Below are 26869 nucleotides of genomic sequence, written 5' to 3'. Positions count from 1 at the left end.
GCCTACAGCGTGCGGCCCACGCCGCCGCGGCGGGGGTCACCGGCGGCCCCCGCGAGACCGACGGCGCTGACGCCGCCGAAGTAGTGGTCGAGCCGGTCCCAGTGCTGCACCTTGAAGCCGGTGAAGTGCGACGGGTCGCAGCCGGGCTCCAGGTGGACGAGCCGCGACCCGTCCACCGACACGGGGTGGAAGCGCGGCCGGCGGATCGCGGTCGTCATGTCGTCGCCGTGGACGAGGACGTTGGTGAGCGTCTGGATGATCGCGGTGCGGATGCGGGTCGCGCCGGCCGAGCCGATCGCCATGACCAGCGCGCCGGCGGGGTCCAGGACCACGGCCGGGCACATGCACGACGCCATCCGCTCGCCGGGCAGCGTGCCGGGGCGGATCAGCTCGCCCTCGCCGAGCATCGAGTTGAGGTGGACGCCCAGGCCGGGCAGCCACACCCCGGCCCCGATCCCGAGCGTCATGGTGATCACGCAGGCGTTGCCCGCGCTGTCGACGACCGAGATGTTGGTGGTGTCGCCGAGGCGCTGCGACCCGTACGCCAGCAGCGCCGACGCGAGATCGAGCGGCGAGAACAGGGGCGGCAGCGCGGCGATGGTCCTGATCGTCTCGTTCAGGTCGGCGCGGGCCAGCACCCGACAGGGACCGAACGAGGCCGATGAGACCGGTGCCTGCATCACGCGGTACGACGACAGATCCAGCGGACTGAGCACGCCACCGCCGGCGGCCACCTCCGACACCATCGCGGCGCCGATCCGCCCGGTGTAGAAGGCGGCCGGGCCCTCCTCCGCCAGGATCCCGAACGTCGTGTCGAGCCCGGGGTGGTGCAGCAGCTCGCCGCCCTCCAGGAGCCGCCCGTCCGGCGCGTACACCGCGGCACCGAGACCCGGCAGCATCGCCGGCGCGAGCGACACGAGCGTCCGGGCGTGCGCACCCGGCAGGAGCACGCCGCTGCGGGCCAGGTTCTGCGCCGGCGCAACGATCCGCTGCCAGGGGAGGCGGCCCCAGCGCCGGTGGATCTCGCCGGCCCCGGCCGGGATGCCGGGCACGCCGACGCTCGACGCGCCGATCTCGTACCGCTGCGGCACACCGCCGAAGGAGATCTTGATCGGCACCATCGGGGCCGCGGGGGTGGTGCTGCCCAGGCCGGGCACCGAGCAGAAGAAGTCGAGGCAGGTGACCTCGCCGGTGGACGCGTCGAAGTAGGTCGCGAACCCACCGCCGGCCAGCCCGGTCAGGACGCTCTCCGCGGCGCATCCCGCCAGCATCGCGGCGACGGCGGCGTCGGCCGCGGACCCGCCGGCGGCGAGGACCCGCAGCCCGACCTCGGTCGTGGCCGGATGCCCGGCGGCGACCCCGGCCGGCACCGACGACCTGGGGCGTGACTGGGGCTGCAGCAGCGCGGTGGACAGCGGAGGTTCCCTTCCTGCGAGGCGATGGCTAGCATCCGTGGACCATGGCCCCAGACGTGCGAACCGAGGTCCTGCCGGGACGTGTGCGGGCGGGCTACGCGCTCGGCTCACTGGTCACCGGCGCGTTCGGCACCGTGCCGGGACTTCTCCTACTGCCATACCTGACGGACACCCTCGGCGTCGCTGCCGGGGTGGCCGGGCTGCTGGTGCTGGCGCCGAAGGCGTGGGACGTGCTGATCAACCCGGTTGCCGGGAGGATTTCCGATCGTACTCGCACCTCGATGGGTGCCAGGCGGCCATTTCTGCTCTTCGGCGGCCTCGCGCTCGCGGTGCTGTTCGCCGGGATCTTCGCCGCGCCGTTCGGTGGCGGATCGGCCGCCTACGCGGCCGTGATGTTCCTGCTCGCGGCGACCGCGTTCGCGTTCTACCAGGTGCCCTACGTCGCGATGCCGGCCGAGATGACCGACGACTACGCCGAGCGGACCCGGCTGATGAGCTGGCGGGTCGCGATCCTCGCGGTCGCGATCCTGGTCTCCGGCGCGCTGTCGCCGATGGTGACGAAGCAGTTCGGGGGCGGCGTCCCCGGTCACCGGGCGATGGGGGTGTTCGTCGCGGCGTTGATCCTCATCGGCACCTTCGGCTCCTTCTTCGGCACCAGGAGCGCCCCGGTCGGCAAGGTGCTGCCGAGCGAGCCGTCGTTCGCCGCGCAGCTGAAGGTCGTGCGGGGCAACCGGCCGTTCCGGCTGCTGCTGATCTGCTTCGTCGTGCAGGCCGCCGGCATCGCCACGATGCTCGCCGGGGTCAGCTACTTCGCCACGCAGATCCTCGAGTCCCCGGACACCGGCGCGACGCTGCTCTTCGCCTGCTTCGTCGGCCCGGCGCTGCTCGTGATGCCGGTCTGGACCCGGGTCGGCGCGCGGCTCGGGAAACTGCGCTCCTACACGGTCGCGTCGCTGGTGTTCGCGGCCGCCGCGGCGTTGCTGGCGTTCGCCCCGTTGCTGCCCGCCGTCGCCGTGTACGTCCTCACCGGGCTCGTCGGCAGTGGATACGCGGGGCAGCAGGTCTTCGGCATGGCCATGCTGCCGGACTGCATCGCCTTCGACGCGCGGCGGACCGGGCGGCGCCAGGCCGGCGTGTTCACCGGCCTGTGGACCGCGGGGGAGACGTTCGGCATGGCGCTCGGCCCCGGCGTCTTCGCCGTCCTGCTGGCGATCTTCGGATACGTCTCCAGCTCGTCGGGGGAGGCGGCCGTACAGTCGGACACCGCGAAACTCGGGGTTTTGCTCGGATTCACCGTCGTGCCGGCCATCGTCGTGGCATCGGCGCTCATCGGTCTGCGAGGCTACGACCTGACCGAACGACGGCTCACCGAGGAGGTCTCGTGAAGGGTGTCCCGGCCGAGCAGGTGCTCGCGGAGCTCGCCGAGCTGCGCAAGGCTGACCTGCCGACGCACGGCGGGCGGCTGTTCGCCTACGTCTACGACCCGGCGGTGCCCGGGCTCGACGAGCTGGCCGCCGCCGCGTACGCGTCGTCCGCGCACGTCAACGGGCTGGACCCGACCGCGTTCCCGTCGCTGCTGCGGATGGAGAACGACCTCGTCGGCATGGCCGCGGCGGTCCTCGGCGGCGGCCCGGCGACGGTTGGCAGCGTCACCAGCGGCGGCACCGAGTCGCTCATCCTCGCGGTGAAGGCCGCCCGGGACGCCGCGCCGCACATCGCCGAGCCGCGCCTGGTGATGCCGGTGACGGCGCACGCCGCGCTCGCGAAGGCCGCCGCCTACCTCCGGGTGGCGTTGGATGTCGTCCCGGTCGGCGCCGACCTCCGGGTCGACCCGGCGGCGGTCGCGGCGGCCATCGGGCCCTCCACGGTGCTCGTGGCGTGCTCGGCGCCGTCCTACGCGCACGGGCTCATCGACCCGGTCGAGCCGATCGCGGCCGCCGCCGCCGCGGCCGGGGTCCGCTGCCACGTCGACGCCTGCTTCGGCGGGTGGACGCTGCCGTTCCTGCGCCGCCTCGGCGAGCCGGTCCCGCCGTTCGACCTGTCCGTCCCGGGCGTCACCAGCATCTCCGTCGACCTGCACAAGTACGCGTACGCGCCGAAGGGCGTCTCGGTCCTGCTGCACCGCGACGAGCAGCTGCGGCTGCCGCAGTACTTCGGCTACGCCGACTGGCCGGGGTACACGATGGTCAACCCGGTCATCTCCTCGACCCGCTCCGGCGGGCCGATCGCGGCCGCCTGGGCGACGCTGCGGCACTTCGGCGACGACGGCTACCTGGCGCTGGCCGCCACCACCCTTGAGGCGGTGCGCGGGCTGGCCGCCGCCGTCTCCGCCGTGGACGGGCTCGTCCTGCTGCCGGTCGAGTCGACGGTGGTCGCGTTCCAGTCCACCTCGGTGGATCTCTTCGTGCTCGCGGACGAGCTGGCGGCGCGGGGGTGGCACACGCAGCCGCAGTTCCAGCACGGGGACATCGCGCCGTCGGTACACCTGACGGTGACCGCGGCGGTGGCGCCCCGGGTGTCGGAGTTCGCGGCGGATCTCGCCGCCTCGGTCGACGCCGCCCGCGCACTCGGGCCGGTCGCGCTTCCTGACGGGATTTTCGATCTCCTGGGGTCCGTCGAAGCGGTCGCGGCCGCCCTCGGTGTCGGCTCCGGTCCGTCGGTGCTGCCCGATCGGATGGCCGTGATCAACACGTTGTTGAACGCGGCGCCACCGGCCGTGCGCGAGCAGTTACTGGTCGCATTCCTCAGTCTGCTGCAGCGGCCGACGAGCGTAGGCTGAAAGACATGTCGAGTGTCCTGGGCGACCCGATCAAGTTCGTGCTCAACTGGGGCCGCCGCTATTCGCTGTGGGTGTTCAACTTCGGTCTCGCCTGCTGCGCGATCGAGTTCATCGCCACCTCGATGGGGCGGCACGACTTCATGCGCCTCGGCGTCATCCCGTTCGCGCACGGGCCGCGCCAGGCCGACCTCATGGTCGTCTCCGGCACCGTCACCGACAAGATGGCGCCCGCGATCAAGCGGCTCTATGACCAGATGCCGGAGCCGAAGTACGTGATCAGCTTCGGCGCGTGCAGCAACTGCGGCGGGCCCTACTGGGACTCCTACTCCGTCACCAAGGGCGTCGACCAGATCATCCCCGTCGACGTCTACATCCCCGGCTGCCCGCCCCGCCCCGAGGCGCTGCTGCACGGCATCATGAAGCTCCAGGACAAGATCGCGGGGGAGCGGTCGGGGCTCGGCGGCGTCAACCGGACCGACGTCAAAGCGCTGACCGCCCCTCCGGTACACAAGCCTTAGGATCGCGGGCATGGATTCGGACGAGATCGGCGAGCTGTTCGGCGACGGTGCGTCCGTGACCGAGTCCGCCGGCGGCGGTCGCTTCGCCCGGCCGACGGTCGACGTGCCGCCGGAGCGCTGGGCGGAGGCGCTCCGCATCGCGCGCGACGAGCTGGCCTGTGACTTCTTCGACTGGCTGTCCGCCGTCGACGAGCTGCCGGGTGGCTTCGCCGTGGTGGCGCACGTCTATTCGACGTCGCGCCTGTCCGGCGTGCTGCTGCGCGCGGTGCTGCCGCGGCTCGCGCCGTCGGTGCCCACCGCCGTCGGTGTCTATCCGGGCGCGGCCTGGCACGAGCGCGAGACCCACGAGATGTTCGACATCGACTTCGCCGGCAACGACGCGCTCACGCCGCTGCTGCTGCCGCCGGAGTTCGAGGGGCACCCGCTGCGCAAGGAGTTCGTCCTCGCGTCCCGGGTCGCCAAGCCGTGGCCCGGCGCGAAGGAGCCCGGGGAGAGCGAGCACACCGTCAGCAAGCGTGCCCCGATGCGTCCACCGGGCGTCCCGGACCCCAGCGAGTGGCCGGGAGGCCGGACCTGATGCCGATCTGGTTGGAGCTGGCGCTGCGCGTGCTGGTCGTCGTCGGCGCGTTCCTCACCCTGCCGCTCATCGTCGGCCAGGCCGAGCACAAGGTGATGGCGCACATGCAGGGCCGCCTCGGCCCCATGTATGCCGGCGCCTTCCACGGCTGGGCCCAGCTGGTCGCCGACGGCGTCAAGTTCGTGCAGAAGGAGGACATCACCCCGCGCGCCGCCGACCGGCCGGTGTTCCGGCTCGCGCCGGTCGTCGCGCTGCTGCCCTACCTGGCCGTCCTGCTCGTCATCCCCCTCGGCCCGCACGGCCTCGTCGCCCAGCCGCTCGACGTCGGGCTGTTCTTCGTCCTCGCGGTCGTCGGCATCGGCGTCATCGCCGTGCTCATGGCGGCCTGGTCCTCCGCCAACAAGTACTCGCTGCTCGGCGGGCTGCGGGCGGCCGCGCAGCTGCTCGGTTACGAGCTGCCCTTCGTGCTCTCGGCGGCGTCGGTCGCGATGGCCGCCGGCACGCTGTCGCTGTCCGGCATCGTCGAGGCGTGGCGCCCCTGGTGGCTGCTGTGGCAGCTCCCCGCGATGCTGATCTTCTTCATCGCCGGGCTCGCCGAGATCCGCCGCCCACCCTTCGACATGCCGATCGCCGACTCCGAGCTGGTCTTCGGCTACATGACCGAATACACGGGCCTGCGCTTCGCGTTCTTCCTGCTGGCCGAGTATGTCGGCATCGTCGTCATCGCCGCCCTCACCACCGTGCTGTTCCTCGGCGGCTGGAAGGGGCCGTTCGACGACCAGCTCGGCTGGCTGTGGACACTCCTGAAGGTCTTCGCCGTCGCGTTCGTCGTGATCTGGCTGCGGGTGGCGTATCCGCGGCTGCGCGAGGACCAGCTGCAGCGCCTCTGCTGGCTGATCCTCGTCCCCCTCGCGTTGCTGCAGCTCGTGCTCACCGCCGCGGTCAAGATCGCGCTCTGAAAGGTCTCCGACTGTGGACATTCCTGGCAAGGGCCTCGTCAAGGGTCTCGCCGTCACGCTCGGCACGCTGACCCAACGCTCCCACACGCACCAGTACCCGGACGTCGAGCCCGACCTGCCGCCCCGCAGCCGCGGCGTCATCGCGCTCATCGAGGAGAACTGCACGGTCTGCATGCTGTGCGCCCGGGAGTGCCCCGACTGGTGCATCTACATCGACTCCCACAAGGAGGAGGTGGTCGTCCCGGGCGCGGCGCGGGCCCGGCAGCGCAACGTGCTCGACCGGTTCGCGATCGACTTCTCCCTCTGCATGTACTGCGGGATCTGCATCGAGGTGTGCCCCTTCGACGCGCTGCACTGGACGCCCGAGTTCGAGTACGCCGAGCACGACATCCGGGACCTGCTGCACGAGAAGGAACGCCTGGAGGAGTGGGTCGCGACCGTCCCCGCCCCGCCGGCCCACGACCCCCGCGGCGAACCGGCCAAAGAGCAGACCGCCGCCGCAAAACGCTCAGGTCGCGGCGCTGTCTGACCGATCCTCGTGGTGAGCCGCGCCTTCGCCGCGGCCGACTGCGCGGAGGTGGCGGCATGTCCCGGCTGGGGATCTCGCAGAAACTGTTCATCGGCTTCCTGCTCGTCTCGGTGGTGACGGTGGTGGTCGGCGTCTACGGGATCACCCGGCTACGGGTGCTCAACCAGCACACCGGCGACGTGTACGCGACGGCCGGCGCCCCTGGGTACAACGCCCAGCGGATGCAGAACCACTGGACCGAGACGCAGCTGCTCATGTACGCGGCGGCCATCAGCCCGGCGGCCAACCTCGAGCAGATCGTCACCGGCTACATCAAGCCGGTCGACGCCGAGTTCGACGCCGCGTACGCGGGCTACCTCGCCAGCCGGCACACCGCCGAGGGCAGGCAGCTCGCCGACGAGCTGGCCAGGCAGATGGCCACGGTCCGCAAGATCCGCGACGAGCAGCTGCTGCCGGCCGCCCGGCAGGGCAACACGCCCGCCGCCATGGGGGTGCTCTTCAAGCCGGAGATGGGCGCGATCCTGGAGGCGCAGCAGAACACCGGCAGCAAGATCGCCGACCTCGAGCAGGCGAACGCGAAGAAGATCTCCGACCGGGCCACCGACACCTACAGCTCCGCCCGGACCAGCCTGATCGTCATGCTGGTGCTCGGCATCGCGCTGTCGATGCTCCTCGCGGGCCTCGTCGCCCGCTCGATCGTGCGCTCGGTGCGCCGTGCCAAGACCGTCCTGGACGAGGTCGCCGGCGGCGACCTGACCGCCCGCATGGACGTGACCAGCGGTGACGAGGTCGGCCAGATGGGCCGGTCGCTGAACGACAGCCTCGACCGCATCGCGGAGATGGTCCGCCTCGTCGGCACCTCCGCGACGTCCCTGGCCGGCTCGTCCAACCGGCTCACCGGCGTCGCCCGCACCATCGCCTCCGGCGTCGACGACGCTGCCGAGCAGGCCACCGCCGTCAGCGGCGCGGCCGGCGAGGTGTCGCGCAACGTGCAGACCGTCGCCGTCGGCACCGACGAGATGAACGAGAGCATCCGCGAGATCGCGCAGAACGCCACCGAGGCGGTCCGGGTCGCCAACGAGGCCATGGAGGCCGCCAACGAGACCACCCGCACCATGGCGAAGCTCGGCGAGTCCAGCGCCGAGATCGGCAACGTCATCAACGTCATCACCGGCATCGCGGCCCAGACCAACCTGCTCGCGCTGAACGCGACGATCGAGGCCGCCCGCGCCGGCGAGGCCGGTAAGGGCTTCGCCGTCGTCGCCAACGAGGTCAAGGACCTCGCCCAGGAGACCGCGAAGGCCACCGAGGACATCAGCCAGCGGATCTCCGCGATCCAGGCCGACGCGGCCAGCGCCGTGGCCGCGATCAGCCGCATCAGCGAGGTCATCGAGAGCGTCAACGGCTACCAGACGACGATCGCCTCGGCGGTCGAGGAGCAGACCGCGACGACGAACGAGATGGGGCGCAACGCGGCGAACGCGGCGAACGGCAGCACCGAGATCGCGGCCAGCATCGACCGGGTGGCGAAGGCGGCGCAGTCCACGAGCGTCGGCGTGCAGGAGACGGAGACGGCGGCGGCGGAGCTGGCGGGCATGTCCGCGGAGCTGAGCCGGGTGGTGTCGCGCTTCCGGGCGTAGCTTTTTGCTCGTCTTTTGCCGCCCGCCGGTCGAAACCTGTCACACCCTGGTGGCAGGATGTCCGCCATGAGGGTGGCATCGGGATGACAGCGGCGGATGTGCTGCTCGCCGCGCTCGGCGCCGTCGCGCTGGGCGCCGGCCTGCTGGTCGTGACCACCCGCCACGTCGTGCGCGCCGGGCTCTGGCTCGTTGTCACGCTCGGCGCGGTGGCCGGGCTCTATCTCGTGCTGTCGGCCGAGCTGCTCGCCTGGGTGCAGGTGCTGCTCTATGTCGGCGCCGTCGTGGTCCTGCTGCTCTTCGCGGTGATGCTGACCCGCGCGCCGATCGGCGCCAGCGACGATCTCGACCGGGCCCGCTGGCCCGGCGCGCTCGTCGGCGCCGGCGCCGGCGCCGGGCTCGTGGTCCTGTTCGCCGACGCGTTCCACTGGAGCCGGGTCGGGCTGCCCGCGCCCGGCACCGCCGAGGCGATCGGCGGCGCGGTGTTCCGCACCTGGGTCCTGCCCTTCGAGCTGGTGTCGGTGCTGCTGCTGGCGGCGCTGGTCGGCGCGATCGTGGTGTCCCGGCCCGACATCAGCACCCGCTCCCGCTCCGACTCGCGGGGGCGCTGATGCATCCGGTCCTGCCGTTCACGATCGCGGCGCTGCTCTTCGCCATCGGCGTCTATGGCGTGATCGTCCGGCGCAATGCCGTCCTGCTGCTGATGGCGGTCGAGCTGCTGCTCAATGCCGTCAACCTGGTGTTCGTCACCGCCGACGCGACGATCCGGTCGGTCGTGCCGCACAGCGGCCAGTCCTTCACCCTGTTCGTCATCGTGCTCGCCGCCGCCGAGATCGGCGTGGGGCTCGCGCTGATTCTCCAGCTGTACCGGCTGCGCCGGTCCGTCGACGTCGAGGACCTGCCGCTCACCGAGGCCCCCGCACCCGACTCGGAGGTGGCGCGGTGAAGGCGGACCTGCTCGGGCTCGCGCTGCCCGCCGTCCCGCTCGCCGCCGGCCTGCTCGGGCTGCTCCTGCGGTATCAGCGCCGCGGCGTCGCGGCCGCGCTCGGCACCGGCGCCGCCGCGGCCGCCCTGGCCTGCGCCGTCGCCGTCGCCGTGCGGGGCCCGCGGCCGGCCGACGCCGGGCTCACCGTCGCGGAGTTCGGGCGGTTCTCCGTGCGGCTCGGCACCTGGCTCGACGGCCCGGCCGGCCTGGTCGCGGTCGCCGTCGGCGTCGTCGCGCTCTGCGTCCAGCTCTACTCGGTGGCCTACCTGCACGACGACGAGCGCTATGCGCCGTATGCCGCGCAGGTCAGCCTGTTCACCGGCGCGATGCTGCTCGTCGTCGTCTCCGGCGACCTGATCGCCCTGCTGGTCGGCTGGGAGATCATGGGCATCTGCTCCTACCTGCTGATCGGCCACGACCGCCGGCTCCCCGAGGCGCCCCGCGCCGCGGTCAAGGCGTTCCTCGTCACCCGCGTCGGCGACGTCGGCTTCCTGCTCGGCATCGTGCTGCTCGGGCTGCAGGCCCACAGCTTCCGCATCGCCGACATCTTCGCGGCGGACCTGCCGGCCGGCACCCTCACCGCCGCCTGCGTCCTGCTCCTCGCGGGCGTCGCCGGCAAGAGCGCCCAGTTCCCGCTGCACACCTGGCTGCCCGACGCCATGGCCGGCCCGACCCCGATCTCCGCCCTGATCCACGCCGCGACGATGGTCGCCGCCGGCGTCTATGTCGTCGCCCGGCTCCACCCGCTGTTCGAGCGCTCGGCCGCGGCCGTCACCGTCCTCGCGGTCATGGCGTCGATCACGATGCTGCTCGGCGCCCTCGCCGCCCTCGGGCAGGACGACATCAAGCGGGTCCTGGCCTGGTCGACGGTCAGCCAGCTGGGGTACATGACCGGCGCCCTCGCCGTCGGCGCCCCGGCCGCGGCCCTGTTCCACCTGCTCACGCACGCCGCCTTCAAGGCGCTGCTCTTCCTCGCGGCCGGCGCCGTCATCCACGCCGTCGGCACCAACCTCATGGCCGCCATGGGCGGGCTGCGGCCCCGCATGCCGGTGACCTTCTGGACCATGACCGCCGGCCTTGCCGCCCTCGCCGGTGTCCCACCCCTCGCCGGCTTCTGGAGCAAGGACTCGATCATCGAGGCCGCCTGGCACGCCGCCCACGACGAGACCGCCTCATCCCCGCTGCCCCGATGGGCGGCCTGGCTCGTGCTGGCCGCCGCCGCGCTCACCGTCCTGCTCACCGCGGCCTACGTGGTCCGCCTCTGGCGCCGCACGTTCTTCGGCGACGCCCGCACCGCCACCGCCCGCACCGCGCACGAGCCCCCGTGGGCGATGCGCGGCCCGCTCCTCGTCCTGGCAGTGCCGACGGTCCTGCTCGGCTTCGCCGGCCTGTCGGCCGCCTTCGCCACCCGCCTCGGCGGCGACGGGCCCATCGCCGAGGTGGGCGCCTTCGCGCTGATCCCGCTCGCCCTGCTGGTCGCGGGGGCCGCCCTCGCCTGGCGGCGCGACCCGGCCACCGCCCTGCCCGACACCGCCGTCACCCGCCTGCTGGCCAACGCCTTCTACTTCGACGCCGTCCAGGACGCCCTGGTCACCCGCCCAGTCACCGCCCTGGCCCGCCTCGCCCGCCGCACCGACGAGTCCGCCGTCGACGGCGCCGTCGACGCCACGGGCACCGCCGCCACGACCACCGGCGGCCTCCTCATCCGGGCCCACACCGCCGGCCTGCCCCGCGCCGTCACCACCGTCCTGACCGGCGCCGCCCTGCTGACCGTGGTCATCGCCCTCGTCGTGGGGGTGTCCTGGTGACCCCGGCCCCGACCCCACCGCCACCCGGCCCGCGTGTTCGCGTCCGGCACCTGGTCCGGTCGTCGGTCTGCCGGTCCGCGGAGTCGCTTGTCTGCCGCCCGGTCGAGACGCCGTCCGGCGCCGGCACGGCGCGCCGTCGTCGTGGGGGTGTCCTGGTGGCTTCGTCTGCGGTCCCGGTCCCGGTCCTGCCGCCGCCCGGTCCGTGTGTTCGCGTCCGGGCCGGGTGGCCTGCGCGTTTCCTGGCCGCTCGGCGCGTCCGGCATCCGGTCCGGTCGTCGGTCTGTGGGCCCGTCGAGCCGTTTGCCCGCCGCCCGGCCGAGGTGGGCCGCCCAGCCGAGGTGGCCCGCACCGCCGCCACCGCCGCGGCGCCGCCTCGTGTGGGCCTCTCGGGCGGCCGTGGTTGCTGCGGGGGTGTCTTCACGAGTTCGGCATCGGTGGTCCGGCCGACGCTCGCGCGCTGTGCTGCCGAGGTGTTCGCTCATCGTTCGATCGAGCCGGTCCCGCGCCGTCCCGCGCCGTTCGCCGCCGCGCCGTCCCGTCCGGTTCTCGCCGGCGGCCGTGCTTCCCACCGTGATTGGCGCGGGGGTGTCTTCGGGAGCCCGGCACCGGTCGCCCGCCCCGCCTTCGCGGTGCCGCCTGCTGCCGGTCCGGCGGCTTCCCGCGCCGCTTGCCGGAATGCTCCAACAGGCGCCGGACCGGTTGCCCGTCCGGCCCGCTCCTCGGCCGGGGCGCTCGCACGGCCCCAGCACACCGGGGGCACAGCCGCTGTCGTCGCACTTGTCGTGGGGGTGTCCTGGTGAGCGCCGATCAGGGTCTGCTCCTCGCGCTGCTGATCGTCCCGGCGATCGGGGCGCTCTTCGCGGCGGGCATGCCGGCGAGGCTCGACCGGGTCGCCCGCATCGGTGGCGCCGCCTTCGCCGCCGCGAACTGCGGCGTGGTCCTCGCGTTCCTGCCCGGCGGGGATCCGCCGTCGTCGGCGAGCGAGGTCCCGACGTTCGCGCCCGTCAAGGCCAACCCCATCGCGCCGTGGGCCGAGATCGACCTGCCGTGGGCGCCCGACCTGAGCCTGCGGTTCCATCTCGGCATCGACGGCATCTCGTATCCGCTCGTGGCGCTCACGGCCGGGCTGACGATGCTCTGCTGCGCGTACTGCCTCTGGCGGGTGCCCGACCCCGGCCGCGGTCGGCTCCTCGTGGCGCTGCTGCTGGTCCTCGAGGTCGGCATCATCGGCGTGTTCCTCGCCCTCGACCTGGTGCTGTTCTTCGTGTTCTTCGAGGTCGTCCTCCTGCCGATGTACGCGGTCATCGCCGTCTGGGGCGGCCCCGACCGCCGCCGCGCCGCGCGCAAGTTCGTGCTGTACACGCTGTTCGGCTCGGTGCTGCTGCTCGTCGGCGTCTTCACCGTCGTGTCGGCCGCCGGCACCGGTGACCTCGTCGCGCTGTCCGACCCGACGAGCACCCGGATGGGCGGCGGCGTGCAGCTGCTCGCGTTCGTGTTGCTCGCCGTGGCGTTCGCGGTCAAGAGCCCGCTCTGGCCGCTGCACACCTGGCTGCCCGCCGCGCACACCGAGGCGCCGACCGTCGGCTCGGTCATCCTCGCCGGCGTCCTGCTGAAGATGGGCACCTACGGCCTGCTCCGCGTCGCCGTCGGCGTCGCGCCGGAGGCCGCCGCCCGCAGCGCGCCGGTCCTCGGGATCCTCGCGACCGCCGCCATCATCGTCGGGGGCCTCGTGTGCCTCGCCCAGACGGAGCTCAAGCGCCTCATCGCGTATTCCTCCGTCGGCCACATGGGCTTCGTCCTCCTCGGCGTCGCCACCCTCACCACGACCGGCTTCCAGGCCGCCCTCATCGGCAACATCGCCCACGGCGTCATCACCGGCCTGCTGTTCTTCGTGGCGGGAGGCATCAAGGACCGCACGCACACCGGCGACCTCGCCCAGCTCGGCGGGCTGCGGGAGACCGCGCCGGCGCTCAGCGGCGTCCTCGCGTTCGCCGCCATCGCGTCCCTCGGGCTGCCCGGCCTCGCCGGCTTCTGGGGTGAGGCGTTCGCGGTCGTCGCCGCCTTCGAGCGCGGCGGCCCCCTCTGGACCACCCTCGGCGTCGTCGCGGCCATCGGCGCCGCCCTCGCCGCCGCGTACTTCCTGCGCCTGCTCCGCCGCGTCACCCACGGCGCCGCGACGCCACCGGTCACCGCGCTCACCACGACCGCGACCGGCCGCCTCCGACCGGGCGAACTGGTCGCCTGGTCCCCGCTGATCGTCCTCACCCTCGCCATCGGCGTGGTCCCGATGGGCGTCCTGTTCTTCTCCGCCGGCGCCGCCGACGCCCTGGCAGGCGTGATCACCCGATGACGCCTTCCACCCGCCGCGCCGCACTCCGGGCCACCGCACCCGTGGCCGCCCGTCCACCCGGCCCACGCCCCGACCACGCGCCCGGTTCGGCGGCCTGGGTTCTGCCTGGCCCGGAGTCCGGGTTCGCGCCCGGGCCGGTGGGCCGTGAGCCTGTCAGGGAGGTCGGGCGATGACGATCGACCAGATCGCGCTCCTGCCGACGTACGTCGCCGCCGCCACCGCGGTCCTCGTGCTGCTCGCCGACCTGGTCGCGCCGGGCAGGCTGGGCGCGGTCGTGGGGACGACGGCGTTCGGGATGGTGGCGACCGCGGGCACCGCCATCGGGGTCGGGCTGGGGCTCGGTGACGCCGGCCGGCGGACCGCGTTCTGCGTCGGGCCCGACCAGTGCTCGCTGGTGGCGGACCCGGCCGCCGCGGCCGTCGGTGCCGCGTTCGCGATCCTGGCGCTCGGCGCGGTGGCGCTGTCGCTGCCGGTGCTGCGGACGGGTGAGGTGCCCGTCGGTGAGTACTGCTTCCTGCTCGCCTGCTCGCTGACCGGCGCGGTCGTCCTCGGCGGCGCCCGTGACCTGATCACGCTGATCGTGGCGCTCGAGACGCTCACCCTGCCGCTGTACCTGCTGGTCGGCATCAGGCGCGGCGCCACCGCCGGGGCGTCGGCGGCGGTCACGTTCTTCGTGGTCAGCGTCGTGTCGACGGCGGTGGCGCTGCTCGGGGCCGCCCTCGTGTACACGGCGACCGGCGGCGTGCACCTCGCCGACATCGCCCGGGCGGACCTCGCCGTGCCCGAGCTGCGCCCGCTGCTGAAGGTCGGCATGGTGCTGCTGCTGGCGGGGCTGGCGTTCAAGGTCGCCGCCGTGCCCGCGCACGCCTGGGCGCCGGCCACGTACGACGGCGCCCCGCTGCCGGTCGCCGCATACCTGTCGACCGCCTCGAAGCTCGGTGGGGTTGTCGCGCTGCTGCTGGTCGGTGTGCTGGCCGGCGGTCCGGTCCTCGCCACGTCGGGGCTGACGCTCGCGGTGCTCGCCGTGCTCAGCATGACGGTCGGCAACCTCGTCGCCCTCCGGCAGCGGCGCATGGTGCGGCTGCTCGCCTGGTCGTCGGTGGCCCAGGCGGGCTACGTGCTGGCCCCGCTCGGCGCGCTCCTGGCGACCGGCGGCCGCACCACCGAGGCGGTCGCGCTCGCCGTCGCCGCGACCGTCGCGTACGCCCTCTTCTACGTCATCCTCGAGTTCTCGGCGTTCGCCGCCGTCGTCGCGGTCCGGGGCAGTGCCGACGGTGGTGAGATCGCCGACTACCGGGGGCTCGCCCGCCGCTCGCCGTGGCTGACGGCGGTCCTCGTGATCGCGTTGACGGGCCTCGCAGGGCTGCCGCCGGGCCTGGCCGGCCTGTTCGCCAAGGTCGCCGTGGTGCGATCCCTGCTCGGCGGTGACGCGGCGTGGCTGGCGATCGTCGTCGCGATCAACGCGGTCATCGGCCTCGCGTACTACATCCGGGTCGTCGCGAGCCTGTTCTCTGGTTCCGCGGAACCAGCGGCCGTCACGGCCGCGACGACCGCGACCACTGCGGGCGCACCGGCCACGCCACCGGCGCCCGCCACAACCACGACCACGGTGACCGCGCCGGCCATCGCAGCGGTCATGGCCCCAGGCGCGGCGCCGGTGCGCGCCGGGTGGCCGGTCGCCGCGGCGGTCGGGGTCGCCGCCGTGCTCGCGGTGCTGGTCGGGCTGGCGCCGCAGGGAGTGCTCGAGCTGGCGGCGTTCTTCACCCCATGAGGCACTGCATGAGGCTCGGACGAGACGTTCAGCCAGCTCACAGCCGGCGTAGGGAAGGGGCACGGCCGACCGGGGTGTTGTAGATGGTATGCAGCACAGGCATCTCAACGGTCTCAAGACGGCGGCCCTCCTGGGGCTGCTGACCTCGCTGATCCTGCTCGTCGGCTACTGGCTCGGTGGCAGCACCGGCCTGGTCGTCGCCGTGTTCCTGTCGCTCGGCATGAACGCGTTCAGCTACTTCTTCTCCGACAAGCTGTCCCTGCGTGCGATGAACGCCCAGCCTGTCACCGAGGCCCAGGCGCCCGAGCTCTACGCCATCGTCCGGGAGCTCGCGACGTCCGCCGGGCAGCCCATGCCCAGGCTGTACATCAGCCCGACGGCGCAACCGAACGCCTTCGCCACCGGGCGCAGCCCACGGCACGCGGCGGTCGCCGTCACGCAGGGCATCCTCGGCATCCTCACCCCGCGCGAGCTGCGCGGCGTGATCGGACATGAGCTGTCACACGTGTACAACCGCGACATCCTCATCTCCAGCGTCGCCGGCGCGCTCGGCGGCATGATCACCATGCTGGCGCAGCTGGCGATCTTCCTGCCGATCGGGGGCTCGTCGAGCGACGACGACGGTCCGGGCATCGGCGGCCTGCTGCTGATGCTGATTCTCGGCCCGCTCGCCGCGACCGTGATCCAGCTCGCCATCAGCCGCAGCCGTGAGTACCAGGCGGACGAGTCGGGCGCCCGGCTCACCACGGACCCGCTCGCCCTGGCCAGCGCCCTGCGCAAGATCCATCGCGGTACGCAGGCCCTGCCGCTGCCGGCCGACGGTCAGCTCGCCAGCCAGGCCCACCTGATGATCGACAACCCGCTGCGGAGCGGGGGCATCGCATCGCTGTTCTCGACCCACCCGCCGATGGAGCAGCGGATCGCCAGGCTGGAGCAGATGGCGGGTGTCACGCGCCGCTGACGCAAATTCCTGAACGGGTGACCGGAGCCTGCCGTTAGGATCGGCAGGCTCTTCACCCGTTACCGGCAGGAAATGAGGCAGTGCGTTGCGGCAGTACGCGGCGGTTTGGCGGCTCCCCGGCGCACCGGTCCTCCTGGTCGTCGGCGTGATCGCCAGGCTCGGCATCGGCATGGTCTCGCTGTCGCTGCTGCTGCTCCTGCAGCAGACGACCGGCCGGTACGCGCAGGCGGCCGCCGCCTGCGCCGTCTACGCCCTCGCGGGCGCCGCGGCCAGCCCGATCGCCGGACGGCTCGCCGACCGGGTCGGTCCCGGACCGGTCCTGCTCGTCACCGGCATCGCCCACCCGCTCGCCCTCGCGGCGCTGATCGTGGTCGCGCTCCGGCATTCGCCGATGCCGTTCGTCGTCGGTACAGCGGTGCTGGCCGGCGCCACGTTCCCGCCGCTGACGGCCGCGGTGCGCGGTACGTGGAACGCGCTGACCGCCGACCTGCCACACGTACGGGTGACGGCGCTCGCGGCCGAGACGGCGCTGTTCGAGGTCGTCTTCGTGGCCGGGCCGATGCTGGTCGCGTTGTGCGTCGTGCTGTGGCAGCCCGCGGTCGCGCTCGGCGCCGCCGCCGGCGTCACGCTCCTCGGCACACTGACCGTCGCCCGGGGCCGGGCCATCCGGTCCTGGCGCCGCCACGCGGACCACACCAACGCCAAGGGCCTCGGCCCGCTGCGGGTCCCCGGCTTCGTGCCGCTGCTGGTGACCGCGTTCGGCCTCGGGTTCGCGTTCGGCGGGGTCGGGGTCGCGGTGCCGGCGTACGCCACCGCGTACGTCGAGCACGACCCGGCCGGCGTTGGCGGGCTGCTGCTCGGGGTGTGGGGCATCGGCAGCGCCGTGAGCGGCTTCTACTTCGGCACGCGCCCGCCGGGGCGCCTCGGCTGGCTGCTCGGCGGGGTCTCCGCCAGCATCCTGATCCTGGCCGCGATGCCCAGCGCGCTGGCGCTCGGCATCGCACTCGTGCTCGGCGGCGCGACCATCGCCCCGGCCCTCACCGTGCAGAACTCGCTCGTCGGGCAGATCGTGCCCGGATCGATGCTGAACGAGGCGTACACCTGGCTGGTGACCGTCTCCGTGGCGTCCAGCGCCGCCGGCGTCGCCGCGATGGGACTCGTCGTCGACCGCCCCGGCGGCGTCGTCTGGGCGTTTCTGCTGGCGGGCACCGCTGTCGCGTTCGGCGCCCTGGTGGCGGCCAACCCGCGCGGCGCGATCGCGCGGGCCGCCACGCAGACGTCACTCACATGAGTGATGCCAGGAGCACGTCCGTGTATGGTCCAGCCTCATGGCATTGCCGATCCACGCCGTGCTGGCAGACCCCGATCATCGGGAGAAGGCCGACACCGAGATCTGTGACACCGACAGTTTCGTGCTGATCCGGGCCGAGGAGACCGCGGAGCGCCCCGAGCGGCGCCCGCCGGCCCGCCAGGACTGAGCCGTCACCGGTAGTTGGTGAACTGCAGCGCGATCCCGAAGTCCTCGCCCTTGAGCAGCGTGATGACCGCCTGCAGGTCGTCCTTCTTCTTGCCGGTCACGCGCAGCTGATCGCCCTGGATCTGCGCCTGGATGCCCTTGGGCCCCTCGTCGCGGATCTTCTTGGAGATCGCCTTCGCCTTCTCCGACTCGATGCCCTGCACGATCTTCGCGTCGATCTTGTACGTCTTGCCGGACGCGCGCGGCTCGCCCGCGTCCAGCGACTTGAGCGAGATGTTGCGCTTGACCAGCTTCTCCTTGAAGACCTCGAGCGCCGCGACCACGCGCTCCTCGGTCTCCGCCTGGAGGCTGACCGTCTCCTCCCCGGCCCACTTGATCTCAGCGCCGGTGCCGCGGAAGTCGAACCGCTGCCCCAACTCCTTGTCGGCCTGGTTGAGCGCGTTGTCGACCTCCTGCCGGTCGACCTTGCTGACGATGTCGAACGAGGGTGCCGAAGCCATGGCAGCTGCTCCTGAGGTGCGGTCGATTGGCGGTATGGGCGTGCCGAGGGTACCCGTTTGCATTGCCCCCGGGGCGTACCGCTATTCTTGCTTCCGCCAGGCGGGTTGCCCGAGCGGCCAATGGGAGCGGACTGTAAATCCGTCGCGAAAGCTACAGAGGTTCGAATCCTCTACCCGCCACTGGCAAGACAGCACGGCCCCGGACCGGGGGTGACTCTGGTCCGGGGCCGTTCTCGTTCCGGCGGCCCTCCCCGGACCTGTAGGCAAGCTACCGGTTGAGCCTGCTCCCGAAGCTCCGAAAATTGTCGTACATGCGTTCTAAGATGTACCCATGAATGAGCGGCAGTGGTGGAACGGGCGGTGGTCCCGGCTCGTGCGGCGGGACGTCTTCGTGCGCAACGCGGCCGGCGGCCGGTGGCAGGTGGAGCTCCGGCGCGGCGGCCCCGACGGGCGGCTCCGGGTCCGGTCGTTCGACTCCGAGCGGGATGCGGTCGGCTGGGTCGAGTCCGCGGTCCTTGCCGACGACGATCCCGAAGCCGGTTGGCGTGAGGTGCGCGACGAGGCCCCCCGTCTCCCGTCCGTCAGGGGACGAAAGATGGGCAGGTCTGACTCCCGACGTCGCGAAAAAGTTGCCAGGGATTTAGATCAGGCGGGCTGATGTAGCCGGATCGCCACTATCGGAATCGGCCGAAAGGTCGATTCTTCCGTGGCGGCGCTTCATCCTGGCCCTCGCACTGTTGGATCAGACGTTGGCTGTGGCAGGATCGTGGGTATCCATACGGGACCCTGATGTCACTGCGATCGCATGGGAGCGACAGATGCGAGAGACGACGCCTGGCCGTTGGATGACACGGTTCGCGGTGATGATCGGCGCTGGCGTGGTTGCGCTCGGTGTCTCGGCCGGTGCAGCGCATGCGAGCACGGACAGTGAGGGATCTGTGGTGAGACTGGTGAGCGTTCTGCGCGCCATCCAGCCGCACACTGCCCCGCCGGTGGTCGAGCCGATCTTTGTCACTGAAGGCTGGGACTGGAGCTAGCCGGCCCGCCCGCGTCGCGGACGGTGTGATGCACCAGGCTCCATGCCCGAAAGGTAGGGGAATGGGTGCCGGCTCCAAAGGTTCCGATCAGCCGCTCTGAGGTCCACTCGTGGCTGATCACGGCTCCCCTGTTCGTCCTGGGGGTCCTGCTCTCGCTCCCCATCCTGCTCTCCGACCGGCCGTCACACGTCGGGCACCACTACGGTCACGCGCTGGCGCTGCTGGCCCTCGCGACCCTCGCCACGCCGCTCGAGCTCCGCTTCGACATCAGGCGGCAGGGCCTGAGCACCAAGATGAACGAGATCCCGCTCATCCTGGCGCTGTACTACCTCTCGCCGTGGCTCGTCCTGGCGGTGCGGGTGACGGCCGGGCTGGTGTGGAACGTCTTCGGTGCGCGGTTCAGCTGGCACAAGGTCGCCTTCAACGCCGCCAGCCACTTCGCCGGCACCGCGACGGCCAACCTGATCGTGTTCCAGTTCGGGCTGCACGGCGGCGGCTCGCCGCTGACGTGGCTGGTGCTCGGCATGGCCATCCTCGCGGGCAACGTGGTCACCCTGGCTGCCATCGCGGGCGTCATGGTGCTGCTGCAGGGCGTCGGCCAGCTGCCGCAGTTCCTGAAGTCGTCGGTCCCCGGATTCGCCGTGATGGGCGTCAACATCGTCCTGGGCCTGGTCATGCTGCTCGCCCTGGTCGCCAGCGACTGGGGTGCGCTGCTGCTGGTCGCACTGGCGATCGTGCTGTTCATTCTGTATCGCTCCTACACGCAGTTCTTCCGGCAGCACCGCAACCTCACCGAGATCTATGCGTTGACGCGTGAGATCGCCGCGACCAACCACGACGGCACGCTGCCGGACGTGCTGCTCGGCCGGGTGCGGGCGCTGCTGACCGCGGACTCGGCGACGCTCTGGCTGCCGCGGCACGGGCGCCATCACGAGATGCTGCTGTCGTCCAGGTTCGACTACCAGGGGCTGCTGGACAGCGCCCCGACACCGGACCTGTTCCGGCAGCTGGCGATGCGCACCGGGCAGACCGTCGTCGCCGGGCCCAGGGCCGGCGGGCCGGAGCTGCAGTCCGCGCTGCAAGAGGCGCAGGTCAAGGACATCATCGTCGTGCCGCTGCGCTCCAGCGGCGTCGCGATCGGCACGCTGGAGGTCGCCGGCCGGCTCGGCGACAAGGTGCTCTTCGGCAAAGAAGACGTGCAGCTGCTGGAAACGGTGTCGCTGCAGGTCGGCGCGGCGGTCGAGAACAGCCGCCTGGTCGACCGGCTCCAGTTCGACGCCAACCACGACGCGCTCACCGGCCTGGCCAACCGGCGCCGGATGCTCACCGCGTTGGGCGAGGCGATGACCGGCCGGGGACCGCGCGAGGTCGTCGCCGTGCTGCTGTTCGACGTCGTCGCGCTGCGCGAGGTCAATGAGTCGCTGGGGCATGACGCCGGCGACCAGGTGCTGATCCAGGTCGCGAAGCGGCTGCGTGGGCTGGCGCCGCAGGGTGCGCTGGTGGCTCGGGTCGGCGGCGACGAGTTCGCGGTCGAGCTGCGCACGGCCAGTGCCGAGGCGGCCGCGGCGGTTGCCGACACGCTGCGGGCGGGGCTGCGCGACCGGATGGTCATCGACTCGCTCACGATCGACGTCGACACCAACGTCGGTGTGTCGATCTACCCGGACCACGGCTCGGAGCCCGAGGCGCTGCTGCAGCGGGCCGTGGTGGCCACATCGGTGGCGAAGTCGCGCGGGATCGTCCAGCTGTTCAACGCCGGCCTGCAGTCGCGCTCTGTGCGGCGCGTCGGGCTGGCCGCGGACCTGGATGCCGCGCTCAACACCGGCGAGCTGGAGGTCTACTTCCAGCCCAAGGTGTCGCTCAAGGACCGCCGGCTGGTCGGGGTGGAGTGCCTGGCCCGCTGGGAGCATCCGGTGCACGGTCAGGTGGCGCCGCCGGACTTCGTCGCGGTCGCGGAGCACACCGGTCAGCTCGCCCGGCTCAACAGTGTGGTCCTCAAAGAAGGCATCCGCAGGGCCCGTGAATGGGCCGACGCCGGGCGTTCGCTCACCGTGGCGGTCAACATCTCGGTCCGCACCCTGGGCGACGCAGACTTCCCGTTACAGGTGTCGGAGCTGCTCGAGAAGCACGGCGTGCCGGCCGAGCGGATCATCCTGGAGCTCTCCGAGCAGGAGCTGCTCGGCAGCGGCCGCAGCGTTCCCGCCCTGAAGCGCCTGCGCGAGCTGGGCGTGCTGCTGTCCGTCGACGACTTCGGCGCGGGCCGGTCGTCGTTCGCGGACCTCGGCCGCCTGCCGGTGCAGGAGGTCAAGATCGACCGCGCGTTCGTGCAGGGCATGGCGACCGACACCGCGGATCTCGCGATCGTGCGGACCGTTGTCGACATGGCCCGCCACTTCGGGCTCGCCGTGGTCGCCGAAGGCGTTGAGAGCGAGCTCACACTCGGCCTGCTCGAGGACATGCACTGCGACATGGGTCAGGGCTTCCTGTTCAGCCGCGCACTGCCCTACGAGCGCTTCGAGTCCTGGCTCCAGATCCAGGCCGACGCCGACCCCACCGTCCCACCCGCGGGCGAGGTCCGCTGGCTCCGCGCCGTGCCGTAGCCCCACTCCAGCCGCCGAGTCCCGTGCCCTGCGCTGTGCCGTAGGCCCGCCAACCGATGCGGCGGGGCGACACGGGCGGCTGGGCTGGGCTGGGCTGGGCTGGGCGGCGGGGTGATGTGGCAGAGCGACGCGGCGATGCGGCTAGGGACGCGGCTCCGGCGCGGTGGTCACCGGGCGTGGACGTGCCGGGCGTGCCGGCGGACGTTGCCTCTAGAGGCCCCTGTGCCTCTCGGAGAGGCCCGAGCGGTTCCGCGACATGCGGGAACCAAGGGTCCCGGTCGTCCGCCGACCTCCCGGCCGAATCGTCACCCGGCGGCGTGCCCCGGTGCAGGGGTTCGCGGCGACACACGAAGCAGTGCCCTGGACCGGGGCTGCGCGACGTTCAGGCCGGCGCGGCAGGCAGTGATGCTGGACGGTGGCGCATCCGCGAGAAGGTGGTGACGTGGCCCACTCGGCGAGTGCGGGAAGGGTCGGCCGAAGCGGGGAGACACGCCGGAGGCAGGGGTCACAAGCTGGGCAAACACCACTTCGGGGAACTCGATTTCGTGCCACGGCGAGGGCCGTGTACGCTTAGCGAGCGCATGTGCGGGATCGCACTTGATGCGCCCCCTTAGCTCAGTCGGCAGAGCGTCTCCATGGTAAGGAGAAGGTCTACGGTTCGATTCCGTAAGGGGGCTCGAGAGACCGGGCTTGAGTCATCGAGTCCGCCGCGGCGGTGTAGCTCAGATGGTAGAGCAAGCGGCTCATAATCGCTGTGTCGCCGGTTCAAGTCCGGCCACCGCTACAGACGCACCACAGAGGTCGTCCGATTCGGCGACTGCCAGTGTGAGCCGCTATGCTCGTTCGCTGGACCTGAACCCCGCTCTGAAGGAAGGCACTTCGCCATGGCCAAGGCGACCGACGTTCGTCCGAAGATCACGCTGGCGTGCACGGAGTGCAAAGAGCGGAACTACATCACGAAGAAGAACCGCCGTAACGACCCGGACCGCATCGAGCTGAAGAAGTTCTGCCCCCGGGACGGCAAGCACACCGTGCACCGCGAGACGCGGTAACCAGTCTCAGGAACGCAAGGAACAAAGCCCCGGCCCACAGCCGGGGCTTTTTCGTGCCAGCGGTAAGTTGCACACCATGCCGTTGGATCAGTCGTACATGGGGCGGGTGTTTCCGCCGACCCCGCCATACGAGGTCGCCCGGGAGAAGATCCGGGAGTTCGCCGACGCGGTGAGCGCCAGCGACCCGGTGCACCGGGATCTCGCCGAGGCGCGCGCCAAGGGCTACAAGGACGTGATCGCCCCGCCCACGTTCGCGATCATCCTGAGTCAGAACGCCGGGCAGCAGCTGGTCGAGGACCAGGCGTTCGGGTTGGACTACAGCCGGGTGGTGCACGGCGGGCAGACGTTCCGCTACGAGCGGCCGATCGTCGCCGGCGACCATCTGGTGACGGTGATGGCGGTGGAGGAGATCAGCAGCCGCGCCGGGCACGCGTTCCTGACGACCAGGCACGAGGTGTCGACCGTCGAGGGCGAGCTCGTCGTGACGATCTGGACCCGGCTCGTGGTCCGTGGGGAGGGCTGAGATGCAGGTCGGCACCGTTTTCCCGCCGCAGACGTTCCAGGTGACCCGCGCCGATCTGGTGCGGTATGCGGGGGCCTCCGGCGACTTCAACCCGATCCACTGGAGCGACCGCGTCGCGACCTCGGTCGGGCTGCCGGGTGTCATCGCGCACGGCATGCTGACGATGGCCCTGGCGGGACAGGCGGTTGCCTGCTGGGTGGGTGGCACCGCATCGATCGTCGAGTACTCCACCCGGTTCGCCAACCCGGTGGTGGTCCCGGACGACGACAAAGGCACCGAGATCGTGGTGAGCGGCGTCGTGAAGCGGGTAGCGGAGGATGGTGTCGCGCAGATCGACATCACCGCCACGTGCAACGGCGACAAGATTCTTGGTGCCGCAAAAGCCCTGGTCAGGGCATAGGGAGCGACTCGGTGGAGGGGGGTGGTTGGGATATCCCACCCGAACCCGTACACTGGTCGCCCGTGGGGTGAGCAACCTCTCGGCACCCTCTGAAGAGGGGTCCGGGAGGCGCGATCACCACGAAGGGGTGTGGCGCAATTGGCAGCGCAGCGGTCTCCAAAACCGCAGGTTGCAGGTTCAAGTCCTGTCGCCCCTGCGCCGAAGGCCTGACCTGGGTCTGGGGTGCCCGATCCGCCGATCGGGTCGGACCTCCAGCGGTCACGGGTTGGTCCCGCCGAGTGCCGCCGGCTCATCGCCGGTGGCCCTGGTCGGGCGGATCCGCGGGCCACTCATCGGACCGAGCACTCGCGAGATCACGGAAGAGGGCGAAAGTGGCCGAACGCAGGCGACGCGGGACCGACCCCGCCGACGATCGCCGTGACGAGGAGCTCAGCGCCGAGGACGCGGCCATCGAGGAGGAGTTCGCCGATGAGCTCGACGAGCTCGACGGCGACCTTGACGATGACGTGGACGCCGATGACGACGACGCGGACGGCAAGACGGTCCTGACGAAGTCCAAGGACGCGAAGGCCAAGTCCAAGGACGTCAAAGAGACGGACAAGAAGAAGACCAAGGTCAAAGAGGGCAGCTCGAACAACATCTTCGCGCGGCTCATCAACTTCGTCCGCGAGGTTGTCGCCGAACTGCGTAAGGTGATCTGGCCGACCCGCAAAGAGCTGACCACTTACACGGTGGTTGTCGTCGTGTTCGTGATCGTGATGCTGACGATCGTGGGTGGCCTCGACTACCTGCTCGCCAAGGGCGTCCTCTGGGCCTTCGGCAACAAAGCGGAGTAGTCCACAGCGGACCGGCCGCAGATGCGAAGACTTGACAGACGGAAGTGAGCAGCGTGCAGGAATTCGACGAGACCGCCTCAACCGACGACGAGCAGCACGAGGAAACGTCGACGGTGATGACGGCCGCCACGCCCAGCACGGCCCCCGAGCCGGCAGGGGCGGCGGCCGACGCCGAGGACCCCGTCGCCGAGCTGCGTGCCGCACTGCGATTCGCGCCCGGTGACTGGTTCGTGGTGCACTCCTACGCCGGGTATGAGAACAAGGTCAAGACGAATCTCGAGACCCGTATCACGAGCCTCGACATGGAAGAGTTCATCTACCAGGTCGAGGTCCCGACTCGTGAAGAGGTCGAGATCAAGAACGGCAAGCGCACCCAGGTGCAGAACAAGGTCTTCCCCGGCTACATCCTCGTCCGGATGGAGCTGACGGCGGAGTCCTACTCGTGCGTGCGCAACACGCCCGGCGTGACCGGCTTCGTCGGCGCGACCGACCGGGCCGACCGGCCGGCGCCGCTGTCGCTGGACGAGGTCCTCAAGTGGCTCGCGCCGGTGGTGCAGCAGGAGGGCAAGAAGGCCGGCAAGCCCGAGGTCAAGGTCCTCGACTTCGAGGTCGGCGACTCGGTCACCGTCACCGACGGCGCGTTCGCCTCGCTGCAGGCCACGATCAGCGAGATCAACGCCGATCAGCAGAAGCTCAAGGTCCTGGTCTCGATCTTCGGCCGGGAGACCCCGGTCGAGCTCAACTTCAACCAGGTCACGAAGATCTAATTCGTCTGCGGTACGCTTGAGCGTCCGGCCAAGTGCCGGGCGCTCAGTCGTGCGTGGAGACGGCCGCGAGCCGTCATACAACAAGGCACGAAACTCCAGCCCAGGAAGACGAAAGCAGCCATGCCTCCGAAGAAGAAGCTCGTCAAGACCTTCACGCTTCAGTTGCCGGGCGGCCAGGCCACTCCGGCGCCGCCGGTCGGCCCCGCGCTCGGTCAGCACGGTGTGAACATCATGGAGTTCGTCAAGGCGTACAACGCCCAGACGGAGTCCCAGCGCGGCGACATCATCCCCGCGCAGATCAGCGTCTACGAGGACCGGACGTTCACGTTCATCCTCAAGACCCCGCCCGCCGCCCGCCTGCTGCTCAAGGCCGCCGGCGTGCCGAAGGGGTCGGGCGTGCCGCAGAAGGACAAGGTCGGCTCGATCACCAAGGCCCAGCTGCGTGAGGTCGCCGAGAAGAAGATGGCCGACCTCAACGCCAACGACATCGAGCAGGCCGAGAAGATCATCGCCGGCACCGCCCGCTCCATGGGCATCGTCGTCAAGGACTGATCAAGCTCCGCCGGCAAGCACAACCAAAGACCAAGTGGGAGGGCGCGGAAAGCGCCCGCACGATCACCACAGGAGTAAAAGCGACATGTCGCAGCACGGAAAGAACTACCGCAAGGTCTCGGACCTTGTCGACCGCAACGCGCTGTACAGCCCCATCGCCGCGGTGAAGCTGGCCAAGCAGACCACCACCGTCAAGTTCGACCCCACCGTCGAGGTGGCCATGCGGCTGGGCGTCGACCCCCGCAAGGCCGACCAGATGGTCCGTGGCACGGTCAACCTGCCCCACGGCACCGGCAAGACCGCCCGCGTCATCGTCTTCGCGCAGGGCCCGAAGGCCGCTGAGGCCGAGGCCGCCGGCGCCGACGCGGTGGGCACCGACGACCTCGTCGCCCGGATCCAGGAAGGCTGGCTGGACTTCGACGCGGCGATCGCCACCCCCGACCAGATGGCCAAGATCGGCCGGATCGCGCGGATCCTGGGCCCGCGCGGCCTGATGCCGAACCCGAAGACGGGCACGGTCACGATGGACGTCACCAAGGCGGTCAACGAGATCAAGGGCGGCAAGATCACCTACCGGGTGGACAAGCACTCCAACCTCCACCTGATCATCGGCAAGGCGAGCTTCTCCGAGCAGCAGCTGGTGGAGAACTACGCGGCGGTCCTCGACGAGGTCAACCGGGCCAAGCCGAGCGCGGCCAAGGGCAAGTACCTGAAGAAGATCTTCATCACCACCACCATGGGCCCCGGCATCCCGGTCGACCCGAACCGCACGCGCAACCTCCTCGAGGACGACGCGTCCGCGGAGTAAGCACAGCGGCACGACGACGGCGGGCATC

Annotated in this window: 26 protein-coding genes, 4 tRNA genes and 1 pseudogene; 29 read left to right on the top strand and 2 right to left on the bottom strand. The window is 71.3% G+C overall.

Going from position 1 to position 26869, the window contains the following annotated elements:
* Positions 1–2: 2 nt before the first annotated feature.
* Entirely contained in the window at positions 3–1370 is a 1368-nt protein-coding gene (locus tag ABD332_RS12015) for a gamma-glutamyltransferase (RefSeq protein ID WP_344501870.1), read from the bottom strand.
* Between the two features lie 101 nt (positions 1371–1471).
* Between ABD332_RS12015 and ABD332_RS12010 the strand changes: the two genes are divergently transcribed.
* The 15 genes and pseudogenes from ABD332_RS12010 (at position 1472) to ABD332_RS11940 (ending at position 17767) form a co-directional block, all read left to right on the top strand.
* Positions 1472–2800, top strand: a complete 1329-nt coding sequence (locus ABD332_RS12010) for an MFS transporter (RefSeq protein ID WP_344501869.1) — start codon at positions 1472–1474, stop codon at positions 2798–2800.
* Positions 2797–4194 carry a pyridoxal phosphate-dependent decarboxylase family protein gene (locus tag ABD332_RS12005; RefSeq protein ID WP_344501868.1) on the top strand — a complete coding sequence of 466 codons (1398 nt, stop codon included), beginning with the start codon at positions 2797–2799 and terminating at the stop codon, positions 4192–4194. Before ABD332_RS12010 ends, ABD332_RS12005 begins: the two co-directional genes overlap by 4 nt.
* 5 nt (positions 4195–4199) lie before the next feature.
* The gene (locus ABD332_RS12000) at positions 4200–4712 is read left to right on the top strand and encodes an NADH-quinone oxidoreductase subunit B (protein ID WP_344501867.1); all 513 of its coding nucleotides are present in this window, start codon (positions 4200–4202) and stop codon (positions 4710–4712) included.
* Positions 4713–4722: 10 nt separating this feature from the next.
* A complete protein-coding gene (locus ABD332_RS11995) occupies positions 4723–5289 on the top strand; it encodes an NADH-quinone oxidoreductase subunit C (RefSeq protein ID WP_344501866.1) in 567 nt (188 codons plus the stop codon).
* Complete coding sequence (gene nuoH, locus ABD332_RS11990; RefSeq protein ID WP_344501865.1) at positions 5289–6248, top strand: NADH-quinone oxidoreductase subunit NuoH; 960 nt, start codon at positions 5289–5291, stop codon at positions 6246–6248. The genes ABD332_RS11995 and nuoH overlap by 1 nt, the downstream gene beginning before the upstream one ends.
* Positions 6249–6261: 13 nt before the next feature.
* Positions 6262–6759, top strand: a pseudogene (locus tag ABD332_RS11985) (NuoI/complex I 23 kDa subunit family protein); the annotation flags it as partial.
* Positions 6760–6833: 74 nt separating this feature from the next.
* Positions 6834–8417, top strand: coding sequence for a methyl-accepting chemotaxis protein (locus tag ABD332_RS11980; protein WP_344501864.1), 1584 nt, complete (start codon positions 6834–6836; stop codon positions 8415–8417).
* Positions 8418–8500: 83 nt separating this feature from the next.
* Positions 8501–9025 (top strand): NADH-quinone oxidoreductase subunit J family protein, encoded by a 525-nt coding sequence (locus tag ABD332_RS11975; protein ID WP_344501863.1) that lies wholly within the window; start codon positions 8501–8503, stop codon positions 9023–9025.
* On the top strand, positions 9025–9360 hold the full coding sequence (gene nuoK, locus ABD332_RS11970) for an NADH-quinone oxidoreductase subunit NuoK (RefSeq protein WP_344501862.1): 336 nt from the start codon (positions 9025–9027) through the stop codon (positions 9358–9360). Before ABD332_RS11975 ends, nuoK begins: the two co-directional genes overlap by 1 nt.
* Positions 9357–11207, top strand: coding sequence for an NADH-quinone oxidoreductase subunit 5 family protein (locus ABD332_RS11965; protein ID WP_344501861.1), 1851 nt, complete (start codon positions 9357–9359; stop codon positions 11205–11207). The genes nuoK and ABD332_RS11965 overlap by 4 nt, the downstream gene beginning before the upstream one ends.
* 796 nt (positions 11208–12003) lie before the next feature.
* Positions 12004–13557: a complex I subunit 4 family protein gene (locus ABD332_RS11960; RefSeq protein WP_344501860.1), complete on the top strand. Its 1554-nt coding sequence runs from the start codon at positions 12004–12006 to the stop codon at positions 13555–13557.
* A gap of 169 nt (positions 13558–13726) precedes the next feature.
* On the top strand, positions 13727–15328 hold the full coding sequence (locus ABD332_RS11955) for an NADH-quinone oxidoreductase subunit N (protein ID WP_344501859.1): 1602 nt from the start codon (positions 13727–13729) through the stop codon (positions 15326–15328).
* A gap of 88 nt (positions 15329–15416) precedes the next feature.
* Positions 15417–16289 carry a zinc metalloprotease HtpX gene (gene htpX, locus ABD332_RS11950; protein WP_344501858.1) on the top strand — a complete coding sequence of 291 codons (873 nt, stop codon included), beginning with the start codon at positions 15417–15419 and terminating at the stop codon, positions 16287–16289.
* A gap of 85 nt (positions 16290–16374) precedes the next feature.
* Positions 16375–17580, top strand: coding sequence for an MFS transporter (locus ABD332_RS11945; protein ID WP_344501857.1), 1206 nt, complete (start codon positions 16375–16377; stop codon positions 17578–17580).
* Positions 17581–17617: 37 nt separating this feature from the next.
* Positions 17618–17767, top strand: coding sequence for a hypothetical protein (locus tag ABD332_RS11940; RefSeq protein WP_344501856.1), 150 nt, complete (start codon positions 17618–17620; stop codon positions 17765–17767).
* 4 nt (positions 17768–17771) lie between these two features.
* Here the strand turns inward: ABD332_RS11940 and ABD332_RS11935 are convergent, their stop codons facing one another.
* Positions 17772–18266 carry a YajQ family cyclic di-GMP-binding protein gene (locus tag ABD332_RS11935; RefSeq protein ID WP_344501855.1) on the bottom strand — a complete coding sequence of 165 codons (495 nt, stop codon included), beginning with the start codon at positions 18264–18266 and terminating at the stop codon, positions 17772–17774.
* A gap of 99 nt (positions 18267–18365) precedes the next feature.
* Here ABD332_RS11935 and ABD332_RS11930 point away from each other — a divergent pair.
* The 14 genes from ABD332_RS11930 (at position 18366) to rplA (ending at position 26841) form a co-directional block, all read left to right on the top strand.
* A tRNA-Tyr gene (locus ABD332_RS11930) sits at positions 18366–18446 on the top strand.
* A gap of 151 nt (positions 18447–18597) precedes the next feature.
* The gene (locus ABD332_RS11925; RefSeq protein ID WP_344501854.1) at positions 18598–18924 is read left to right on the top strand and encodes a hypothetical protein; all 327 of its coding nucleotides are present in this window, start codon (positions 18598–18600) and stop codon (positions 18922–18924) included.
* A gap of 160 nt (positions 18925–19084) precedes the next feature.
* The gene (locus tag ABD332_RS11920; RefSeq protein WP_344501853.1) at positions 19085–19303 is read left to right on the top strand and encodes a hypothetical protein; all 219 of its coding nucleotides are present in this window, start codon (positions 19085–19087) and stop codon (positions 19301–19303) included.
* A 65-nt stretch (positions 19304–19368) separates the two neighbouring features.
* On the top strand, positions 19369–21903 hold the full coding sequence (locus ABD332_RS11915) for a putative bifunctional diguanylate cyclase/phosphodiesterase (protein WP_344501852.1): 2535 nt from the start codon (positions 19369–19371) through the stop codon (positions 21901–21903).
* A 604-nt stretch (positions 21904–22507) separates the two neighbouring features.
* Positions 22508–22580: transfer RNA gene (locus ABD332_RS11910), tRNA-Thr, on the top strand.
* A gap of 34 nt (positions 22581–22614) precedes the next feature.
* Positions 22615–22687 (top strand) — tRNA-Met (locus ABD332_RS11905).
* Between the two features lie 100 nt (positions 22688–22787).
* Positions 22788–22955 carry a 50S ribosomal protein L33 gene (gene rpmG, locus ABD332_RS11900; protein ID WP_033357682.1) on the top strand — a complete coding sequence of 56 codons (168 nt, stop codon included), beginning with the start codon at positions 22788–22790 and terminating at the stop codon, positions 22953–22955.
* Positions 22956–23031: 76 nt separating this feature from the next.
* Complete coding sequence (locus tag ABD332_RS11895) at positions 23032–23478, top strand: FAS1-like dehydratase domain-containing protein (RefSeq protein WP_344501851.1); 447 nt, start codon at positions 23032–23034, stop codon at positions 23476–23478.
* A 1-nt stretch (position 23479) separates the two neighbouring features.
* Complete coding sequence (locus tag ABD332_RS11890) at positions 23480–23878, top strand: MaoC family dehydratase (RefSeq protein ID WP_344501850.1); 399 nt, start codon at positions 23480–23482, stop codon at positions 23876–23878.
* Positions 23879–24001: 123 nt separating this feature from the next.
* Positions 24002–24074 (top strand) — tRNA-Trp (locus ABD332_RS11885).
* 175 nt (positions 24075–24249) lie between these two features.
* Positions 24250–24714, top strand: coding sequence for a preprotein translocase subunit SecE (secE, locus tag ABD332_RS11880; RefSeq protein ID WP_344501849.1), 465 nt, complete (start codon positions 24250–24252; stop codon positions 24712–24714).
* Between the two features lie 53 nt (positions 24715–24767).
* Positions 24768–25481 carry a transcription termination/antitermination protein NusG gene (gene nusG, locus ABD332_RS11875; RefSeq protein ID WP_344501848.1) on the top strand — a complete coding sequence of 238 codons (714 nt, stop codon included), beginning with the start codon at positions 24768–24770 and terminating at the stop codon, positions 25479–25481.
* Positions 25482–25601: 120 nt separating this feature from the next.
* Positions 25602–26033, top strand: coding sequence for a 50S ribosomal protein L11 (gene rplK, locus ABD332_RS11870; RefSeq protein ID WP_033357679.1), 432 nt, complete (start codon positions 25602–25604; stop codon positions 26031–26033).
* Between the two features lie 85 nt (positions 26034–26118).
* Positions 26119–26841 carry a 50S ribosomal protein L1 gene (gene rplA, locus ABD332_RS11865; RefSeq protein WP_344501847.1) on the top strand — a complete coding sequence of 241 codons (723 nt, stop codon included), beginning with the start codon at positions 26119–26121 and terminating at the stop codon, positions 26839–26841.
* The last annotated feature ends 28 nt before the right edge of the window (positions 26842–26869 follow it).

Origin of the sequence: Dactylosporangium maewongense, from assembly GCF_039531485.1 — a bacterium.
In the GTDB taxonomy this organism is placed as follows: domain Bacteria; phylum Actinomycetota; class Actinomycetes; order Mycobacteriales; family Micromonosporaceae; genus Dactylosporangium; species Dactylosporangium maewongense.
Note: the sequence above shows the minus strand (reverse complement) of the source record. Positions and strands in the feature narration are given on the sequence as shown.

What these genes read in the sequence shown, in the direction of transcription:
- rpmG (WP_033357682.1), top strand. Translation starts at nt 22,788, where the DNA reads ATGGCCAAGGCGACCGACGTTCGTCCGAAGATCACGCTGGCGTGCACG.
- ABD332_RS11995 (WP_344501866.1), top strand. Translation starts at nt 4,723, where the DNA reads ATGGATTCGGACGAGATCGGCGAGCTGTTCGGCGACGGTGCGTCCGTG.
- ABD332_RS11890 (WP_344501850.1), top strand. Translation starts at nt 23,480, where the DNA reads ATGCAGGTCGGCACCGTTTTCCCGCCGCAGACGTTCCAGGTGACCCGC.
- ABD332_RS11955 (WP_344501859.1), top strand. Translation starts at nt 13,727, where the DNA reads ATGACGATCGACCAGATCGCGCTCCTGCCGACGTACGTCGCCGCCGCC.
- nuoH (WP_344501865.1), top strand. Translation starts at nt 5,289, where the DNA reads ATGCCGATCTGGTTGGAGCTGGCGCTGCGCGTGCTGGTCGTCGTCGGC.
- rplK (WP_033357679.1), top strand. Translation starts at nt 25,602, where the DNA reads ATGCCTCCGAAGAAGAAGCTCGTCAAGACCTTCACGCTTCAGTTGCCG.
- ABD332_RS11935 (WP_344501855.1), bottom strand. Translation starts at nt 18,266, where the DNA reads ATGGCTTCGGCACCCTCGTTCGACATCGTCAGCAAGGTCGACCGGCAG.
- htpX (WP_344501858.1), top strand. Translation starts at nt 15,417, where the DNA reads ATGCAGCACAGGCATCTCAACGGTCTCAAGACGGCGGCCCTCCTGGGG.
- ABD332_RS11925 (WP_344501854.1), top strand. Translation starts at nt 18,598, where the DNA reads ATGAATGAGCGGCAGTGGTGGAACGGGCGGTGGTCCCGGCTCGTGCGG.
- ABD332_RS12000 (WP_344501867.1), top strand. Translation starts at nt 4,200, where the DNA reads ATGTCGAGTGTCCTGGGCGACCCGATCAAGTTCGTGCTCAACTGGGGC.
- ABD332_RS11940 (WP_344501856.1), top strand. Translation starts at nt 17,618, where the DNA reads ATGGCATTGCCGATCCACGCCGTGCTGGCAGACCCCGATCATCGGGAG.
- rplA (WP_344501847.1), top strand. Translation starts at nt 26,119, where the DNA reads ATGTCGCAGCACGGAAAGAACTACCGCAAGGTCTCGGACCTTGTCGAC.
- ABD332_RS11895 (WP_344501851.1), top strand. Translation starts at nt 23,032, where the DNA reads ATGCCGTTGGATCAGTCGTACATGGGGCGGGTGTTTCCGCCGACCCCG.
- ABD332_RS11980 (WP_344501864.1), top strand. Translation starts at nt 6,834, where the DNA reads ATGTCCCGGCTGGGGATCTCGCAGAAACTGTTCATCGGCTTCCTGCTC.
- ABD332_RS11975 (WP_344501863.1), top strand. Translation starts at nt 8,501, where the DNA reads ATGACAGCGGCGGATGTGCTGCTCGCCGCGCTCGGCGCCGTCGCGCTG.
- nuoK (WP_344501862.1), top strand. Translation starts at nt 9,025, where the DNA reads ATGCATCCGGTCCTGCCGTTCACGATCGCGGCGCTGCTCTTCGCCATC.
- ABD332_RS11920 (WP_344501853.1), top strand. Translation starts at nt 19,085, where the DNA reads ATGCGAGAGACGACGCCTGGCCGTTGGATGACACGGTTCGCGGTGATG.